A 17,749-nucleotide genomic window follows, 5' to 3' on the forward strand; every position below is an offset into this window, starting at 1 on the left:
GCCGGGCTAGGGCTTCCAGCCAGTGCTGTCGGCCCACTCCCAGGCCCGCCGGTAGGCGTCCCGGAACCAGGGTTCCTTGGCGGTGACGTAACGGATCGTGTCGCCGCCACCGGTGGCGTCCGCTTCGCGCTTGACCGCCAGATAATCCTCGCGCACAGCGGGATTGGCCTTCAGCCAGTCGACGAACAGCAGCGCGAACTGCTGATTGGGCCGGCCCGTCACCCTGATGTGCACATTGGTCGGCCGACCAGGATCGGCCGATGCGTGGATTCGCTTGTGCCACAAGGCCGGATCGTCGCTGTGGTCAAAACCCGGGACGGTGCTGCGGGCGTCGGCCTTGGCGGCGTCCTGAGTGATGTGCTCCAGGCGCGGGTACCCCGCGGCCAGCAACGGTTGGGCGAGTTCGTCTGCGACGTCCAGTGATTCGACGGTGATCTGAATGTCGATAACGTTTTTGGCGTCCAGGTCTGGAACGGCCGTCGAGCCGATGTGGTCGACGCGCAGGGCCCGGTGCCCGCAGTTGGTCTTCAGCCGGTTGACGATGCGCCGGCCCTGTTCCGGCCAGGTCGGGTCCGCCGGGACCAGCCGTGCCGCGGCCCGCGCCGGCTGACGCTCGGTCAGGTTGTGCGCGAACGGCAGGATCCGGTGCTGCCACACGTCTCGGGCCTGCGCCACCAGGTCGTCGGGACTGCCCGAGTTGTCGAGCCAGACATCGGCGACCTCGCGGCGCTGCTCGTCGGTGGCCTGCGCGTTGATCCGGGCGCGGGCGTCCTCCTCGCTCATGCCGCGCTGTTCGACCAGCCGTCGCAGCCGCAGTTCTTCGTCCGCGTGCACGATTACGACCAGCGGGAACAGTGGGGCCATCCCCGATTCGACCAGCAGCGGAATGTCTTCCACCACAACGGCATCCTTGGACACCGACTCGATGATCTCGGCGCGGCGCTTGCCCACCAACGGGTGCACGATGCCGTTGAGCTTCTTGCGCTCCTCGTCGTTGGCAAAAGCCTTCGCCGCCAACGCCGGCCGGTCCAGTGCGCCGTCGGGCAACAGGATGTCCTCGCCGAATGCTTCGACCAGCGACGCCAGACCTTCGGTGCCCGGTTCGACGACCTCGCGGGCGATGACATCACCGTCGACGATGATGCCACCGCACTGCGAGAACGTCTTGGACAGAGCTGATTTCCCGGCGCCGATGCCGCCCGTCAGCCCGATGCGCAGCATCCTCGCGCCGGATTAAGCGCTGCCGGCTAGCTTTTCGCGCAGCGCCGCCAGCTGCGCGTCGCTGGCCAGCGATCCGCCGGCGGCTTTCTCCGAGGAGCTGCTGCTCGACGACGACTGACCACCGCTGCCGTGGTCGGCAGCCTCCGCCGCGGCGAACTTCTCCATCTGGGTGGTGTGCATCTTGTGCCGACGCTCGGCCTCGGCGTACCGGGCCTCCCATTCGTTGCGCTGGGCGTCGAAACCTTCGATCCACTCGTTGGTCTCGGCGTCGAAGCCCTCGGGGAAGATGTAGTTGCCCTGGTCGTCGTAGCTGTCGGCCATGCCGTACTTGGCCGGGTCGAACTCGTCGGTGTAGTCCTCGTTGGCCTGCTTGAGCGACAAGGAGATCCGGCGACGCTCCAGGTCGATGTCGATGACCTTGACCATCGCGTCGTCGCCGACGGCGACCACCTGGTCGGGCACCTCGACGTGACGCTCGGCCAGCTCCGAGATGTGCACCAGACCTTCGATGCCCTCTTCGACACGGACGAACGCACCGAACGGCACCAACTTGGTGACCTTGCCCGGCACGATCTGGCCGATGGCGTGGGTGCGGGCGAAGTGCCGCCACGGGTCTTCCTGAGTTGCCTTCAGCGACAACGAAACCCGCTCACGGTCCATGTCGACGTCGAGCACCTCGACGGTGACCTCGTCGCCCACCGTGACCACCTCGGACGGGTGGTCGATGTGCTTCCAGGACAGCTCGGAGACGTGCACCAGACCGTCCACCCCACCCAGGTCGACGAAGGCGCCGAAGTTGACGATGGAGGAGACCACACCCTTGCGGATGGTGCCCTTCTGCAGCTGGTTGAGGAATTCGCTGCGCACCTCGGACTGGGTCTGCTCCAGCCAGGCGCGGCGGGACAGCACCACGTTGTTGCGGTTCTTGTCCAGCTCGATGATCTTGGCTTCGATCTCCTTGCCGATGTACGGCTGCAGGTCGCGCACCCGGCGCATCTCGACCAGCGAGGCGGGCAGGAAGCCGCGCAGCCCGATGTCCAGGATCAGGCCACCCTTGACGACCTCGATGACGGTGCCCTTGACGGCCTCGTCCTTCTCCTTGAGCTCCTCGATGGTGCCCCAGGCGCGCTCGTACTGGGCGCGCTTCTTGGACAGGATGAGGCGGCCTTCTTTGTCCTCTTTGGTGAGAACCAGGGCTTCGACCTCATCGCCGACGGAAACGACCTCGTTGGGATCGACGTCGTGCTTGATCGAGAGTTCGCGGGCGGGGATGACCCCTTCGGTCTTGTAGCCGATGTCGAGGAGCACCTCGTCCCGGTCCACTTTGACGATGGTGCCTTCGACGATGTCGCCATCGTTGAAGTACTTGATCGTTTTGTCTATTGCGGCGAGAAAGTCCTCGCTGGTGCCAATGTCGTTGACGGCTACTTGCGGCGAGGTGACGGTGGGACTCGGCATATTGTTGGGTTGCTCCGGACAGGGTTCATCGTAGGGACTTGGGACTTGAGTTATTGGTGTGACCCGCGATCGAGCACACGGATACCCGTCGAGGCTACTCGACTGGCTGCACGCTGGCCAAACCGGGCCAGGGTAGGTACCGCTAGCGCTGACGGCCGATCGAGTCCGACACCAATCCGCCGGGCATCAACCACTGGTCCGGCTCGCGTCTGATGAATTCGGCCAGCGCATCGGCCACTTGCTGCGAGGTCGCCTGCACCGCGTCCCTCATGTTCTGGTCGCTGCCGTCCAACGGGACTTCGGCGGCGATCGGTTGTCCGAAGACCGGTTCGCGCTGGTGACGGCGCTGAAAGACGGCGCCGGGGACGATCAGCGCACCCGTGCGCAGCGCCAGCAGCGCCGGTCCCGGACCAACCGACCGTTTGATACCGGCGAGGTCGACCTCGATGCCGTTGGTGCCGCCGCCTTCGCGGGCCCGGAAATAGTCGCCCGCGATCGCGACGATGCGCCCACGGCGCAGGGCGTCGGCCATGGCCGCGGTGATACTGGTCCCGCCGGTGCGGTCGACGACGATGAGTTCCAGCCCGGCCTTCTGCGCACCACGCGAAATGACCCACTGCATGAGGGCACGCTGCCGGTTGGCGACCACGGTGGTCGGCAGGTTATTCAGGGCGAGCACGATCGGCAGCGCCGCGTAGGAGCCGAGGTGCGGGAAGGCCACGATGACGCCGACTCCGGCCGGGCGGCCGGCCTCGAGGGCGGCGTGGATCGGCGACGGGTCGGCGATGTGAAACCGCCGCAGCGCCACCTTGTGCGGTGCGGCCAGGAACCAGATGGCGTCGTTCGCGTTGCGGACGATTGCCCGGTACATCGCCTGCACCGGCCGCCACTTGCGCGACGAGAACTGTGCGGTCGGGTCCACGTTGTCGCGGAAGTCCTGCAGCACGTTCATGTGTTGGGCGCGCCCGCGCCAGTACACCAGCCGGGCCAGCACCGCCAGGAACGCATCCGCCACCGGGGCGGGCAACATCCCGAACAGCTTGGAGAAGACCATCACTGGGTAGCGCACGAGCGGCTTGCGCTGATCCCTGTCCGACATGTCAGTGCGCCGCCGCGTCCCAGCTGCGGCCGTAGCCCACCGACACTTCTAGCGGCACGTCCAGCGGGTACGCCCCGCCCATCTTGTCCCGCACCAGCGTTTCGAGCTCGTCGCGCTCCCCCGGCGCGATCTCGAACAACAGCTCGTCGTGCACCTGCAGCAGCATGCGCGACGTCAGCCCAGCTGCGGTGATCGCCTTGTCGACCTCGATCATGGCGACCTTGATGATGTCGGCCGCGCTCCCCTGGATCGGTGCGTTAAGCGCCGCCCGTTCGGCGGCCTCGCGGACCTGCCGGTTGCTGCTGTCCAGCTCGGGCAGGTAACGGCGCCGACCCAGCACAGTCGAGGTGTAACCGTCCTTGCGGGCCTGCTCGACGACCGCGAACAGGTAGTCCCGGATTCCGCCGAACCGGGCGAAATACTGGTCCATCTGCTCCTTGGCTTCTTCGGTGGAGATCTTGAGCTGCGCGGCCAGCCCGTAGGCGCTCAGCCCGTAGGCCAGGCCGTAGGACATCGCCTTGACCCGGCGGCGCAGTTCGGCGGTGACCTCGTCGATCGGGACCCCGAACGCGCGGGAGGCGACGAAGGAGTGCAGGTCCTCACCGGTGTTGAACGCTTCGATCAGGCCGTCATCGCGGGACAGGTGGGCCATGATCCGCATCTCGATCTGGCTGTAGTCGGCGGTCATCAGCTCGGTGTAGCCGGACCCGACGATGAAGGCGTCGCGGATCTGCCGCCCGGCGTCGGTGCGGATCGGGATGTTCTGCAGGTTCGGTTCGGTGGACGAGAGCCGGCCGGTCGCGGCGATGGTCTGGTTGAACGTGGTGTGGATGCGGCCGTCGGCAGCCACCGAGTTGAGTAGTCCGTCGACGGTGACCTTCAGTCGGGTGACGTCGCGATGGGTCAGCAGGTGTTGCAGGAACGGGTGGCCGGTCTTGTCGAACAACGACTGCAGGGCGTCGGCATCCGTGGTGTAGCCGGTCTTGGTGCGTTTGGTTTTGGGCATGCCCAGCTCGTCGAACAACACCACCTGCAGCTGCTTGGGCGAGCCCAGGTTGATCTGCTTGCCGATCACGGCGTAGGCGGCTTCGGCGGCGTCGCGGATCTGGTCGGCGAAGTGGCTCTGCAGTTCGGTCAACTTGTCGAGGTCGACGGCGATGCCGACGCTTTCCATGCCAGCCAGCACCTGCTGCACCGGCAGCTCCATCTCACCCAACAGTGCGGTGGAGTCGATGCGGTCCAGCTCGGTGTCCAACGCGTCGGCCAGGTCGATGACCGCTCGGGCCCGCAGGATGGTGGTCTGGACGGCCTGCTCGTCGGTGCCGTCCACATCGTCGAGCAACGAGAGTTGTTGCTGTTCAGTGGTTTCCGCCCGCAACTCGCGGCGCAGGTAGCGCAGCGAGAGGTCGTCGAGGGTGAAGCTGCGCTGCCCGGGCCGCACCAGGTAGGCGGCCAGCGCGGTGTCGGAGGTGACGCCGCTCAGCGTCCAGCCGCGCCCGGTCAGGTCGTGAATGGCCAACTTCGCCTCATGCAGGGCTTTGGGCTTGTCCGCATCGGCCAACCACGCGGACAGCGCCGCGTCGTCCTCCGGGGTGACCGTGGCGGTGTCGATATAGGCGCCGTCGCCGTCGGCGGCGGCGATGGCCAGCGCGGTGGCATCACCCCCGTGCGGCAGGTGGGTGCCCACGACCGTCAGGCCGGACCGGCGCCCGTCGCTGACGTGGTCGCTGAGCCACCGGGCGATGGTCCCGGGCTCTAGCGCACCGCCGCGCACGTCGAACCCCTCGTCGACCTCTGGTTCGACGGCGGCCAGCGTGTCGAACAACCGATCGCGCAGGACCCGGAACTCCAGGTCGTCGAAGATCCGGTGGATCTGGTCGCGGTCCCAGGGTTGCAGTCGCAGCGTGTCCGGGGTTTGTGCGAGCGGCACGTCGCGGACCAGTTCGGTGAGTTCCCGGTTCAGGACGACGTTTGCGACGTGCGCCCGCAGCGCGTCGCCGACCTTGCCGCGCACGGTATCGACCTTGTCAACCAGCGATTGCAGCGAGCCGTACTCGATGATCCATTTCGACGCGGTCTTCTCCCCCACTCCGGGTATGCCGGGCAGGTTGTCGCTGGGATCGCCGCGCAGGGCGGCGAAGTCCGGGTACTGCGTGGGAGTGAGGCCGTATTTCTCGACGACGGCGTCCGGGGTGAAGCGGGTCAGTTCGCTCACGCCTTTGCGCGGGTAGAGCACGGTCACGTCGGGACTGACCAGTTGCAGCGAGTCCCGGTCGCCGGTAACCACCAGCACCCGGTAACCCTCACCCTCGGCCTGGGTGGCCAGCGTGGCGATAATGTCATCGGCTTCAAACCCGGGTTCGGCCAGCACCGTGATCCCGAGTGCGCCCAACACCTCCTTAGTGATGTCGATCTGACCGTGGAACTCGTCGGGGGTCGAGGACCGGTTGGCCTTGTATTCCGGGTAGCGCTCGGAACGGAAGGTCTGCCTCGACACGTCAAACGCGGCGGCAATGTGCGTGGGCGCTTCATCGCGCAGCAGGTTGATCAGCATGGCGGTGAAGCCATAGACCGCATTGGTGGTCAGCCCACCGCGGGTCTTGAAGTTCTCCGCCGGCAGCGCGTAGAACGCGCGGAACGCCAGCGAGTTGCCGTCGAGCAGCATCAGGGTCGGCTTGGCTTGCTTGACTGGTTGCGAAGTCGCGACAGGCACGGGTCTCACTCTAGGCATCGGGTCTGACGCACCTGGCGCTCCCAAACAAGCGCTTGGTAGTCTTGGCGGGTGCCCGAGGTCACCCGCCAAGAACCGGCGATCGATGGATGGTTCGCCACCGACGACGCCGACCGCCCGTACCTGACCGGCAGCAAATGCCCCGACTGCGGCACTTACGTGTTCCCGCCGCGGGAGAACAACTGCCCCAATCCGGCGTGTGATAGCGACACCCTGGAGTCCGTCGCCCTGTCGCGGCGCGGAAAACTGTGGAGTTACACCGAGAACCGGTACCCGCCGCCGGCGCCCTACCCGGCGCCGCCCGAGTTCGAGCCATTTGCGATCGCCGCGGTCGAACTGGCCGACGAGGGGTTGATCGTGCTGGGCAAGGTCGTCGAGGGCACGCTCGCCGCCGACCTGAAGGTCGGCATGGACATGGAGCTGGCCACCATGACGCTGTTCACCGATGCCGACGGCGTCGAACGGATCGTGCACGCCTGGAGGATTGCGCCATGAGCTCCCCGGAACCGCTGTACATCCTCGGCGCGGGCATGCACCCGTGGGGCAAGTGGGGCCGCGACTTCACCGAATACGGCGTGGTCGCCGCGCGGGCGGCGCTGGCCGAGGCGGGATTGGACTGGCGGCAGATTCAGCTGGTGGCCGGCGCGGACACGATCCGCAACGGCTACCCCGGCTTCATCGCCGGGTCGACATTCGCGCAGAAGCTGGGCTGGAACGGTGTGCCGGTGTCGTCGTCGTACGCCGCCTGCGCGTCCGGTTCCCAAGCGCTGCAGAGCGCCCGCGCCCACATCCTGGCCGGGTTCTGCGACGTCGCGCTGGTGATCGGCGCCGACACCACCCCCAAAGGCGCGTTCGCACCCGTCGGCGGTGAGCGCAAGAACGACCCCGACTGGCAGCGCTTCCACCTGATCGGCGCGATGAACCCGGTCTACTTCGCGCTGCTCGCGCGACGCCGAATGGACCTCTACGGCGCGACGTCCGAGGACTTCGCCCAGGTGAAAGTCAAAAACTCCCGACACGGCCTGCAGAACCCGAACGCCCGCTACCGCAAGGAGTCGTCGGTGGAGGACGTGCTGGCCAGCCCGGTGGTGTCAGATCCGTTGCGGCAGTTGGACATCTGTGCCACCTCCGACGGCGCGGCAGCGCTGATCGTGGCGAGTGCAGACTTCGCCCGCAAGCATCTGGGCTCGCTGGACGGCGTCCCGTCGGTGCGCGCGGTCAGCACGGTGACCCCGCAGTACCCGCAGCATCTACCCGAATTACCCGACATCGCAACAGATTCCACCGCGGTGGTGGCCGCACCCGAGCGGGTGTTCAAGGACCAGATCCTGGACGCCGCCTACGCCGAAGCCGGCATCGGGCCCGAGGACGTGAGCATGGCCGAGGTCTACGACCTGTCCACCGCGCTGGAACTCGACTGGTACGAGCACTTGGGGTTGTGCGATCGAGGCGAGGCCGAGGCGCTGCTGCGGTCCGGGGCGACAGCGCTAGGCGGCCGGGTACCGGTGAACCCCTCAGGCGGGCTGGCGTGCTTCGGCGAGGCCATCCCCGCGCAGGCGATCGCCCAGGTCTGCGAGCTCACCTGGCAGCTGCGGGGTCAGGCGACCGGCCGGCAGGTGGAGAACGCGCGGGTGGGCGTCACCGCGAACCAGGGGCTGTTCGGCCACGGCTCGTCGGTGATCGTCGCGCTCTAACTCGCGCGGGCACAGCCTTTGGCCGCGAGCGGCCCCAAAAGCGCACTCGCAGAGCCCTTTTGGCGCACATCTGAGGACGCTCGACCCTCGCGCGCTGAGGATCAGGCGTCTTTCGGGGTGTCCAGGGTTTCCAGCACCACTTCGGCGACCCGTTTCATCGACGTCCGGCGGTCCATGGCGGCACGCTGAATCCACTTGAAGGCTTCCGGCTCGGTCATCCCCTGCTTGACCTGCAGCAGACCCTTGGCGCGCTCGATCAGCTTGCGGGTCTCGAGACGATCGGACAGCGTGGCCACTTCACGTTCCAGTGCGGTGAGTTCGCTGTACCGGCTCATCGCCAGCTCGATCGCCGGAATCAGGTCGCTGGCGGTGAATGGCTTCACCAGGTAGGCCATCGCGCCGGCGTCGCGTGCGCGTTCGACCAGATCACGCTGGCTGAAAGCGGTCAGCACCACGATCGGCGCGATGCGTTTGCTGGCGATCTCCGTGGCCGCGTCGATCCCGTCGCGGCGAGGCATCTTGACGTCCATGATCACCAGGTCGGGCTTGTGCTGCTCGGCCAGCTCGACGGCCTCCTGACCGTCACCGGCCTCGCCGACAATGTCGTACCCCTCCTCTCGCAGCATCTCAGCCAGGTCCATGCGGATGAGCGCTTCGTCTTCCGCGATCAGGACCCGACGCGGCGGAGCGGCGGCGGCGTCGGTGGTGGGGCCCGTCATGACGAACATTGTGTCGTGGGCGGCTGCGAACAGGAACTCGGGGTGCCTCATTTAAGGTAGGAGGCCGGACGCCAAGCCCTCGTATCCCAACTGGCAGAGGAAACGGATTCAAAACCCGTACAGTGTGAGTTCGAATCTCACCGAGGGCACCGCAAATCACCAGGTCAAGCCATCCCTGCCACGACGTCCGTGTTGGTACGACACGGCGCTGTCCCGGCGGTGGCCCGGTGCCGGAGCGGCGCGGTAGGCCGTGACCACTGCTTTCCCCGGTGCTGAAATCACAGCTTTCGCCGCACGCGCCACCGACCGGGAGAAGGCGCTTTTCGCGATCGGCAGCGCGCAACGCGCCGTCATCGTCGCGGTGAATGCACTGGGAACATTGACCGCCGAAGACCACGACGTACTACTCGACGCGTTGCACACCGCGTGGGCCGCGACGCCCGATGACGACGGTGCGACGCTGTCGAAGCTGATGGGTCGCCTGGTCGACGAAGACGATCCGGCTTACTCCTTCTACCACTCGGCAGTGAATGACGCGCTGACAGCAACTATTTATGCCGTGCGAGCCGGGCACCCGAATGCCGGTGGCGCCAACGTGTTTCACGCAGCCCAGACGTTCTTCAACATCGCAGATCTGATCGCGCAGCGCGGAATGGACAGCTACCCGTCCGATCCGTCAGCGCAACCCGTGCTGGGTTATGCGGCCAAGTGCCTCAGGGAGGACCTTGTTCGCGTCCCACGAATTGCCGCCGACAACGGCATGCAGGCCTACCGCGACATCTGCATCTCCGAAGCGCAGCACCTCACCCGCCTCGGCGACAGCTGAAACGACCAGGCACGACTACCGCAATGCCTGCGGAATTTTTGTGGCGAACTTGCATGTTGTGGTGAGGAACACTCACGACGGCAGGATCGCCCGTCATCCGAGCTCAACCGTTAGGCTAACTACGTGGCCGCGAAGAAGTGCGGTGTCCTCTCAGCCGGCAAAGACGCCCGCCGGCCGGACTGCGTCGCGGCTGCCCGCTCGCAAACCCGCGACATACGTCAGCATTACGCCGACACCGCCGCGCGCCGGGCCAGGGTGCTCAGCATCACCTCCTGGATGGCGGTCCTGGTCAGCATCAGTTTCATCGCCGTGCAGCTGTTCATCGGCTCCTGGCTGTGGCAGGTCATCGCGATCAACATCGTCGCCGCGCTGATCTTTGCGGCCATCCCGATGTTGCATCGCTTCGGCGAATTGGTGGCGCCCCTGACGTTCATCACCGCCGCCTACGCGACAGTTCTGGCGAGTTGCTGGGATGTCGGCACCGGTTCGGGCGCCCAACTGTTTTTCATCGTCGGGTCCTGCCTGGTGGTGCTGCTGCTGGGCATCGAGCACATCGTGCTGGCAAGTTTCCTGGCTGCGGTCGGTGCGGGGCTGGTCATCTTGACCGAGTTCGTCATCCCGCGGAACACCGGCCTGCAGCCGCCGTGGGCGCAGTCCACCGGATTCGTCGTCACCACGGTGTCGGCATGCGTGATGGTCGTCGCGACGGTCTTCTTCGCGCTACGCGACACCGCCCGGGCCGAGGCCGTCATGGAGGAACAGTACGAACGTTCCGAAGCGCTGCTGGCCAACATGCTGCCGGCCAGCATCGCCGAACGGCTCAAGGAGCCCGAGCGCCGGGTCATCGCGGACAAATACGACGAGGCGTCGGTGCTGTTCGCCGACATCGTCGGGTTCACCGAGCGGGCCAGCAGCACGGCGCCGGCCGACCTGGTGCGGTTCCTGGACCGTCTCTACAGTGCCTTCGACCTGTTGGTGGACAAGTACGAGCTGGAGAAGATCAAAGTCAGCGGGGACTCGTACATGGTGGTCAGCGGCGTTCCGCGACCCCGGCCCGACCATGTGCACGCGCTGGCCGACTTCGCACTGGACATGGCCGACGTCGCCGCCGCCCTGAGGGATCCGCACGGCCGCTCGGTGCCGCTGCGGGTCGGCCTGGCCACCGGTCCGGTGGTGGCCGGCGTGGTGGGTTCCCGCCGGTTCTTCTACGACGTGTGGGGCGACGCGGTCAATGTCGCGTCGCGGATGGAGTCCACCGATTCGGTGGGCCAGATCCAGGTTCCCGACGAGGTCTACGAACGACTGAAGGACGATTTCATCCTGCGCGAGCGCGGCTATATCGACGTCAAGGGCAAAGGCGTGATGCGCACCTGGTACCTCGTCGGCCGCAAGCCGGTTGATGAAGCCGCCGACGTGCCGGCCGAGGATCCGCGCGCCGCTCACGTCTGAGGCCGGAAGACTCTGTACCCGCACAGCCCCATACGCCACACTGGTTGCATGGAAACACACCCCGCCCCGCTGCCTGCCCCGAGTTTGTTGCCGCACCTGTGGAAGTCGACGCTCCTGTCGGGCATCTTGTCGCTCGCGCTGGGCGCTGCCGTGGCCGCCTGGCCGGGGCAAACCGTCCTGGTGGCCGCGATCTTCTTCGGCGCGTACCTGCTCATCACCGGTATCGCGCAGGTGGTGTTCGCCTTCAGCCTGCACGTGACGGCGGGCAGTCGGATCCTGCTCTTCATCAGCGGCGCGGCCTCGGTGATTCTTGCGGTGCTGGCGTTTCGCCATTTCGGCAACGCGGTGCTGCTGCTGGCCATCTGGGTCGGCGTCGGTTTCATCTTCCGCGGGGTCGCCACCACCGTCTCGGCGATCAGCGACCCGGGCCTCCCTGGGCGCGCCTGGTCGATCTTCGTCGGCATCGTCAGCCTGCTCGCCGGCCTCATCGTGATGGCGTCGCCGTTCGACTCGATCATCACCCTGGCGTACGTCGTGGGCATCTGCCTGATCGTCATCGGCATTTTCGAAGTGGTGTCGGCGTTCGGCATCCGCAAGGCCTCACAGACCAACACCGGGTTCCACCAGCCGATGTGACACTGGCGTTGGCCCACGCTAACTACTACAGTTTGTCGTAGTTATTCGATTGTCCCCGCAGCCCCGGGAGATGACAGATGAATGTCGTCGACATATCGCGCTGGCAGTTCGGTATCACCACCGTCTACCACTTCATCTTCGTGCCGCTGACGATCGGACTGGCTCCACTGCTGGCCGTCATGCAGACGGCGTGGGTGGTCACCGACAACGTCGCCTGGTACCGGCTGACCAAGTTCTTCGGCAAGTTGTTCCTGATCAACTTCGCCATCGGCGTGGCCACCGGCATCGTGCAGGAATTCCAGTTCGGCATGAACTGGAGCGAATATTCCAAGTTTGTCGGCGATGTGTTCGGCGCGCCGCTGGCGATGGAAGGACTGCTCGCTTTCTTCTTCGAGTCCACCTTCATCGGGTTGTGGATCTTCGGCTGGTCCCGGCTGCCCAGACTGGTGCATCTGGCGTGCATCTGGATTGTCGCGATCGGCGTCAACGTCTCGGCGTTCTTCATCATCACCGCGAACTCGTTCATGCAGCACCCGGTGGGTGTGCACTACAACCCGACGACGCACCGCGCCGAGCTCAACGACATCGGGGCGTTGCTCACCAATAACACCGGGCTGGTCGCGTTCGGCCACACGGTCGCCGGCGCGCTGCTCACCGCGGGCACCTTCGTCGCCGCCGTCAGCGCGTGGTGGTTGGTCCGGTCGCAGACCAGCACGGTGGACCCGGGCACCCGGGCCATGTACCGGCCCGCGACCGTGCTGGGGTGCTGGGTCGTGCTGCTGGCCACCGCCGCCCTGTTCTTCAGCGGAGACCACCAGGGCAAGCTCATGTTCCAGCAGCAGCCGATGAAGATGGCATCCGCCGAATCGTTGTGCGACACCGAGGTCGACCCGGACTTCTCCATCCTGACCGTCGGCCGACAGAACAACTGCGACGCCCTGACCCGGGTCATCGAGGTGCCCTACGTGCTGCCGTTCCTGGCCGAGGGCAAGTTCGAGGGCGTCAAGCTGCAGGGCGTGCGCGACATCCAGCGGGACTACCAGCAACGGTTCGGCCCCAATGACTACCGGCCGAACCTGTTCGTCACCTACTGGTCGTTTCGCATGATGATCGGGCTGTTGGTGGTCCCGGTGCTGTTCGCCCTGCTCGCGTTGTGGTTGACCCGCGGCGGACGGATCCCGAGTCAGCGCTGGTTCGCCTGGTTCGCCCTACTCACGATCCCTACCCCGTTCCTGGCCAACAGCGCCGGCTGGGTCTTCACCGAGATGGGTCGCCAGCCCTGGCTGGTTGTGCCCAATCCCACCGGCGACCCGAACGTCCACCTCACCGTGGCCAGCGGGGTGTCTCACCACGGGCCCGGCATGGTCATCGCCTCGTTGACGACATTCACGTTGATCTACGCCGTGCTCGCGGTCGTCTGGTTCTGGTTGCTGAAGCGCTACATCGTCGAAGGGCCGCTGGAACACGACGCCGAACCCGCGGCGCCCGCTGTTGAGGAAGACGACGTCAAGCCGCTGTCGTTCGCCTACTAGGAGCTGACGATGAATCTGCAAGAAGTGTGGTTCGGACTGATCGCGGTGCTGTTCCTGGGCTTCTTCATCCTCGAGGGTTTCGACTTCGGCGTCGGCATGCTGATGGCCCCGTTCGCACGGGTCGGCAAGGGCGATCGGGAGGCGCACCGACGTGCGGCGCTGAACACCATCGGCCCGGTGTGGGACGCCAACGAGGTGTGGCTGATCACCGCCGGCGCGGCGATGTTCGCTGCCTTTCCGGGCTGGTATGCCACGGTCTTCTCCACCCTCTATCTGCCGTTGTTGGCGATTCTGTTCGGCATGATCGTGCGGGTAGTGGCCATCGAGTGGCGCGGCAAGGTCGACGACCCGAGATGGCGGGGTTGGGCCGACTTCGCCATCGCGGTCGGCTCCTGGCTGCCTGCGGTCTTGTGGGGTACCGCCTTCGCGATCCTGGTGCGCGGCCTGCCGGTGGACGCCGACGGCCGGGTCAATGTCTCGGTGGGTGACGTGCTCAACCCATACACCCTGCTGGGCGGGCTCGCCACAGCCGGACTCTTTATGTTCTACGGTTCGGTATTCGTCTCGCTGAAGACCTCCGGTGACATCCGCGACGATGCCCTACGATTCGGGCGGTGGTTGGCGTTGCCGGTGACGATACTGGTTGCGGCATTTGGCGTTTGGACGCAGTTGGCGCACGGCAAGCAATGGACGTGGGCGGTGCTGGCAGTGGCGGTCGTCGCTCAGTTGGCAGCGGTGCTGCTGGTGTGGCGGCGCATCTCCGACGGCTGGGCATTCGTCAGCACGCTGCTGGTGGTAGCCGCGGTGGTGGTGCTGCTGTTCGGCTCGCTGTACCCGAATCTGGTGCCCTCGACGCTGAACAGCCAGTGGGACCTCACTATCTACAACGCGTCCTCCACCGACTACACCCTCAAGATCATGACCTGGGTCACCGTGATCATGACCCCGCTGACCATCGTCTACCAGGCCTGGACGTATTGGGTTTTCCGGCAACGGATATCGGTGGACCGGATACCTCCGTCGATCGGCCTGACGAGGCGAACGTCCTGACCACGAGGAGTTCGCGGGGACCACTGGACCCACGACTGTGGCGGGTATCGACCGCGCTGCGCCGGTATCTGATCGCCAGCGTCGCCTGCGGTGTGGTGATTTCCGGGTGTGCAATCGGTTCGGCGATTGTGCTCGCGGACGTCGTCGCGCGGGCAGTGACCGACCATTCGCCACACTCCCACTGGGTGATTCCGCTGTCGATCATGGCGGGTCTCTGGACTGTTCGCGCGGTGACTCAGTGGCTGCAGGCCCGCCTCAGCCAGCGGGGTGCCAGCGCGGTGATCGCCGACCTGAGTGGTCAGGTGTTGACCGCGGTGAGTTACCGGCAACCTAGTGAGATTGCAGCGCAGCATAATTCGGCTGCAGCAGTGGTGACCCGTGGGCTGGATGGCCTGCGGCCGTACTTCGCCAACTACCTGCCGACGTTGTTGTTGGCTGCGATCCTGACACCGGCCACCGTCGCGGTGATCGCCCTCTACGACGTGAAATCCATGGTGATCGTGCTGATCACACTGCCGCTCATTCCCGTCTTCATGGTGTTGATCGGATTGGCCACCGCCGAACGATCGGCGGCCGCCCTGGTGTCCATGACCACCCTGCAGGCTCGATTGTTGGATCTGATCGCCGGCATCCCGACGCTGCGTGCACTGGGCCGGGCATCGGGTCCGGAGCAGCGCATCGCTGAACTCGGTGCAGCTCACCGCCGTTCCACCATGTCCACGTTGCGGATCGCGTTCCTGTCCGCCTTGGTCCTCGAATTGCTGGCGACGCTCGGTGTCGCACTGGTCGCGGTGAGCATCGGCCTGCGACTGGTCTTCGGCGAGATGAGCCTGGGTGCCGGGTTGACCGTGCTGTTACTGGCACCTGACGTGTACTGGCCGCTGCGCCGCATCGGGGTGGAATTCCATGCCGCGCAGGATGGCCGTGCCGCGGCCGACGCGGCGTTCGCGCTCATCGGCGAACCGCACCCGTCAGCGCCGGGTCAGCAGACCGTCACCGCGCGCGGGGCGCAGATCCGGCTCGAAGACCTCAGCGTCGCGTCCCGCGACGGGCACGCGCCGGACAGCCTGTCCGCCGTCATCGAACCAGCCTCGGTCACCGTGCTGACCGGTCCGAACGGCGCCGGGAAAAGCACCGTCCTGCAGGTGATCGCCGGGCTCACGATGCCCACGTCTGGCCGAGTGACGGTGGCCGGCGTCGACCTCGCCGAACTGGCACCCGAGTCGTGGTGGCGCCAACTGTCCTGGCTGCCGCAACGTCCGGTGCTCATCCCAGGAACAGTGCGGGACAATCTGTCGTTGTTCGGCGAGCTTGACGATCTGGAAAGCGCCTGCAGGGAAGCAGGTTTCGACGACGTTCTGCGTGAGCTGCCCGACGGTATGGACACTACGCTGGGCCGCGGCGGCGAAGGCTTGTCCCTCGGGCAGCGCCAACGGTTGGGACTGGCGCGCACGTTGGGATCCGCCGCCCCGGTGCTGTTGCTCGACGAGCCCACCGCCCACCTGGACGTGGCCACCGAAGCGCGGGTGCTGCGGGCCATCGTCGCTCGCGCACGCGTCGGCACCACCGTGGTACTGGTCGGACATCGCGAAAGTGTGTTGAGCATCGGTGACCGGGTCGTCGAACTATCCCGCGAGGCGCACCGTGTGCGAGTCTGATCCACTCGCCCAAGCGGCAACATTTTTGCGCCCGAGACTGTCCCGCATCCTGGCCGCCATCGCGCTCGGCGTGCTGTCGCTGGGCAGCGCGCTGGCGTTGGCGGGAGTGTCGGCGTGGCTGATCACCCGCGCCTGGCAGATGCCCCCGGTGCTGGACCTGTCCGTCGCGGTCGTGGCGGTCCGGACGTTCGCCATCTCGCGTGGCGTGCTGCGCTACTGCGAGCGGTTGGCTACCCACGATGCGGCACTCCGGGCGGCGAACACGGCCCGCACCCGGATCTACCGCCGACTGTCGTCCGGGCCTGCTGCGCAAGCAGTTCGGTTGTCCAGCGGCGAACTGGTGTCGCGGGTGGGTGCCGATGTCGACGCGCTGGCCGACGTGCTGGTGCGCGCCGTGGTCCCGATGGCAGTCGCGGCGGTGCTGGCGGTGTCCGCCGTCGTGGTGGTGGGACTCATTTCGCTGCCGGCGGCCGCGGTGTTGGCGATCTGTCTGGTGGCGGCCGGGGTCATCGCGCCGGCGTTTGCCGGGCGGGCCGCTACCGAGCAGGAAACCATTGCCCGTCAGCATCATTCGGAACGCGACGCGACGGCGATGCTCACCCTGGAACATGCGCCCGAACTTCGGGTCGCGGGGGTGCTTCCGCGGTTCGTCGCGACGGCAGAGCAACAGCAGCGCAGTTGGGGTACGGCGCTGGATGCCGCCGCGCGGCCGGCCGCCGTCGCCGAGGCCCTGCCCACCGCGGCCATCGGCGTCAGCGTGCTCGGTGCGGTAGTGGCCGGGATCGGCATGGCCTCGGCGGTCGCGCCGACCACCCTGGCTGTACTGATGTTGTTGCCGCTGTCGGCATTTGAAGCCACAACCGCCCTCCCCGGCGCTGCGGTGCAGTTGACCCGGTCACGGATCGCGGCGCGTCGCCTGCTGGACCTGGCGCCATGCGACACTGCCGCTGCGGCGGGCACGGCATCGCTGCCCCGACCGTCGGGCCGGTTGTCCGCGGATGTGTATTCCGGTCATGCCGGCGGCCGATCCCAGCACAGCGTGCTCGACCTCGCGCCGGGCAGCAGGCTGGCGGTCACCGGCCCCAGCGGTTGCGGAAAAACGACGCTGCTGACGACGCTGGCCGGCCTGCTGCCACCGATGCGCGGCGAGGTGCGGCTGGACGGCATCGACCTGGGTGACCTGGCCGAGGACGAATTGCGTTCCACGGTCTGCTTTTTCGCCGAGGATGCGCACCTTTTCGCCACCACTGTCCGGGACAATCTGCTGGTCGTCCGCGGCGACTGCACCGACGAGGAGATCACCGCGGCGCTGCAGGCCGCCGGCCTGGGCGCCTGGGTGGCCGGTCTGCCCGACGGGTTGTCGACCGTGCTGATCGGTGGTGCGCAAGCGGTTTCGGCCGGTCAGCGTCGACGGCTGCTGCTGGCGCGGGCGTTGCTGTGCCCCGCGCGGATCCTGTTGCTCGACGAGCCGACCGAGCACCTCGACAGGTCCGACGCCGACCGCGTGCTGCGTGAGCTGTTGGATCCCGATTCCGCGGTGCTCGGCGACGGCAAGACGGTGGTGGTCGCCACCCACCACCTGCCCGCCGATCTCCGCTGCGCCCGCCTGCCGCTCCCCGGTCCCCCGCGAGCAGACGCAGAATCGCACGACACGCTGAGCAGCTAGGCGATTCTGT

The 17,749-nt window shown here is 66.6% G+C and carries 14 protein-coding genes and 1 tRNA gene; 10 read left to right on the forward strand and 5 right to left on the reverse strand.

Annotation, left to right across the window (positions count from 1 at the left end):
- Positions 1-6: 6 nt before the first annotated feature.
- The 4 genes from coaE to polA all read right to left on the reverse strand — a co-directional run bounded on the left by coaE (position 7) and on the right by polA (position 6,509).
- The gene (gene coaE / locus AC5Y5Z_RS05010) at positions 7-1,221 is read right to left on the reverse strand and encodes a dephospho-CoA kinase (protein ID WP_499923720.1); all 1,215 of its coding nucleotides are present in this window, start codon (positions 1,219-1,221) and stop codon (positions 7-9) included.
- 12 nt (positions 1,222-1,233) lie between these two features.
- On the reverse strand, positions 1,234-2,679 hold the full coding sequence (gene rpsA, locus AC5Y5Z_RS05015) for a 30S ribosomal protein S1 (RefSeq protein WP_463825229.1): 1,446 nt from the start codon (positions 2,677-2,679) through the stop codon (positions 1,234-1,236).
- A gap of 142 nt (positions 2,680-2,821) precedes the next feature.
- Positions 2,822-3,778: a lysophospholipid acyltransferase family protein gene (locus AC5Y5Z_RS05020; protein WP_463825228.1), complete on the reverse strand. Its 957-nt coding sequence runs from the start codon at positions 3,776-3,778 to the stop codon at positions 2,822-2,824.
- A 1-nt stretch (position 3,779) separates the two neighbouring features.
- Positions 3,780-6,509 carry a DNA polymerase I gene (polA, locus tag AC5Y5Z_RS05025; RefSeq protein ID WP_499923721.1) on the reverse strand — a complete coding sequence of 910 codons (2,730 nt, stop codon included), beginning with the start codon at positions 6,507-6,509 and terminating at the stop codon, positions 3,780-3,782.
- Between the two features lie 51 nt (positions 6,510-6,560).
- Here polA and AC5Y5Z_RS05030 point away from each other — a divergent pair, with 51 nt between their 5' ends.
- Both AC5Y5Z_RS05030 and AC5Y5Z_RS05035 read left to right on the forward strand, forming a co-directional pair.
- On the forward strand, positions 6,561-7,004 hold the full coding sequence (locus AC5Y5Z_RS05030; protein ID WP_499923722.1) for a Zn-ribbon domain-containing OB-fold protein: 444 nt from the start codon (positions 6,561-6,563) through the stop codon (positions 7,002-7,004).
- Positions 7,001-8,203, forward strand: coding sequence for a lipid-transfer protein (locus AC5Y5Z_RS05035; protein ID WP_499923724.1), 1,203 nt, complete (start codon positions 7,001-7,003; stop codon positions 8,201-8,203). The genes AC5Y5Z_RS05030 and AC5Y5Z_RS05035 overlap by 4 nt, the downstream gene beginning before the upstream one ends.
- Positions 8,204-8,304: 101 nt before the next feature.
- Here the strand turns inward: AC5Y5Z_RS05035 and AC5Y5Z_RS05040 are convergent, their stop codons facing one another.
- Complete coding sequence (locus tag AC5Y5Z_RS05040; RefSeq protein WP_463825224.1) at positions 8,305-8,922, reverse strand: ANTAR domain-containing response regulator; 618 nt, start codon at positions 8,920-8,922, stop codon at positions 8,305-8,307.
- Between the two features lie 75 nt (positions 8,923-8,997).
- Here AC5Y5Z_RS05040 and AC5Y5Z_RS05045 point away from each other — a divergent pair.
- From AC5Y5Z_RS05045 to cydC, 8 genes are all read left to right on the forward strand, one after another.
- A tRNA-Leu gene (locus AC5Y5Z_RS05045) sits at positions 8,998-9,071 on the forward strand.
- Positions 9,072-9,172: 101 nt separating this feature from the next.
- On the forward strand, positions 9,173-9,748 hold the full coding sequence (locus AC5Y5Z_RS05050) for a hypothetical protein (protein ID WP_463825223.1): 576 nt from the start codon (positions 9,173-9,175) through the stop codon (positions 9,746-9,748).
- Between the two features lie 123 nt (positions 9,749-9,871).
- Entirely contained in the window at positions 9,872-11,197 is a 1,326-nt protein-coding gene (locus AC5Y5Z_RS05055; protein ID WP_499923726.1) for an adenylate/guanylate cyclase domain-containing protein, read from the forward strand.
- A gap of 30 nt (positions 11,198-11,227) precedes the next feature.
- Positions 11,228-11,833, forward strand: a complete 606-nt coding sequence (locus AC5Y5Z_RS05060) for an HdeD family acid-resistance protein (RefSeq protein WP_463825458.1) — start codon at positions 11,228-11,230, stop codon at positions 11,831-11,833.
- A 77-nt stretch (positions 11,834-11,910) separates the two neighbouring features.
- On the forward strand, positions 11,911-13,365 hold the full coding sequence (locus AC5Y5Z_RS05065; protein WP_499923727.1) for a cytochrome ubiquinol oxidase subunit I: 1,455 nt from the start codon (positions 11,911-11,913) through the stop codon (positions 13,363-13,365).
- A 9-nt stretch (positions 13,366-13,374) separates the two neighbouring features.
- Positions 13,375-14,415, forward strand: coding sequence for a cytochrome d ubiquinol oxidase subunit II (gene cydB, locus AC5Y5Z_RS05070; protein WP_499919111.1), 1,041 nt, complete (start codon positions 13,375-13,377; stop codon positions 14,413-14,415).
- 56 nt (positions 14,416-14,471) lie between these two features.
- Positions 14,472-16,073: a thiol reductant ABC exporter subunit CydD gene (gene cydD, locus AC5Y5Z_RS05075; protein WP_499924014.1), complete on the forward strand. Its 1,602-nt coding sequence runs from the start codon at positions 14,472-14,474 to the stop codon at positions 16,071-16,073.
- Positions 16,060-17,739: a thiol reductant ABC exporter subunit CydC gene (gene cydC / locus AC5Y5Z_RS05080; protein ID WP_499923729.1), complete on the forward strand. Its 1,680-nt coding sequence runs from the start codon at positions 16,060-16,062 to the stop codon at positions 17,737-17,739. Before cydD ends, cydC begins: the two co-directional genes overlap by 14 nt.
- Positions 17,740-17,749 lie beyond the last annotated feature (10 nt).

The organism is Mycobacterium sp. NGS29 (assembly GCF_059812965.1).

Coding starts and splice junctions, on each gene's coding strand:
- AC5Y5Z_RS05065 (WP_499923727.1), top strand. CDS start 11,911: ATGAATGTCGTCGACATATCGCGCTGGCAGTTCGGTATCACCACCGTC.
- AC5Y5Z_RS05040 (WP_463825224.1), bottom strand. CDS start 8,922: ATGACGGGCCCCACCACCGACGCCGCCGCCGCTCCGCCGCGTCGGGTC.
- rpsA (WP_463825229.1), bottom strand. CDS start 2,679: ATGCCGAGTCCCACCGTCACCTCGCCGCAAGTAGCCGTCAACGACATT.
- polA (WP_499923721.1), bottom strand. CDS start 6,509: ATGCCTAGAGTGAGACCCGTGCCTGTCGCGACTTCGCAACCAGTCAAG.
- AC5Y5Z_RS05035 (WP_499923724.1), top strand. CDS start 7,001: ATGAGCTCCCCGGAACCGCTGTACATCCTCGGCGCGGGCATGCACCCG.
- cydB (WP_499919111.1), top strand. CDS start 13,375: ATGAATCTGCAAGAAGTGTGGTTCGGACTGATCGCGGTGCTGTTCCTG.
- AC5Y5Z_RS05020 (WP_463825228.1), bottom strand. CDS start 3,778: ATGTCGGACAGGGATCAGCGCAAGCCGCTCGTGCGCTACCCAGTGATG.
- coaE (WP_499923720.1), bottom strand. CDS start 1,221: ATGCTGCGCATCGGGCTGACGGGCGGCATCGGCGCCGGGAAATCAGCT.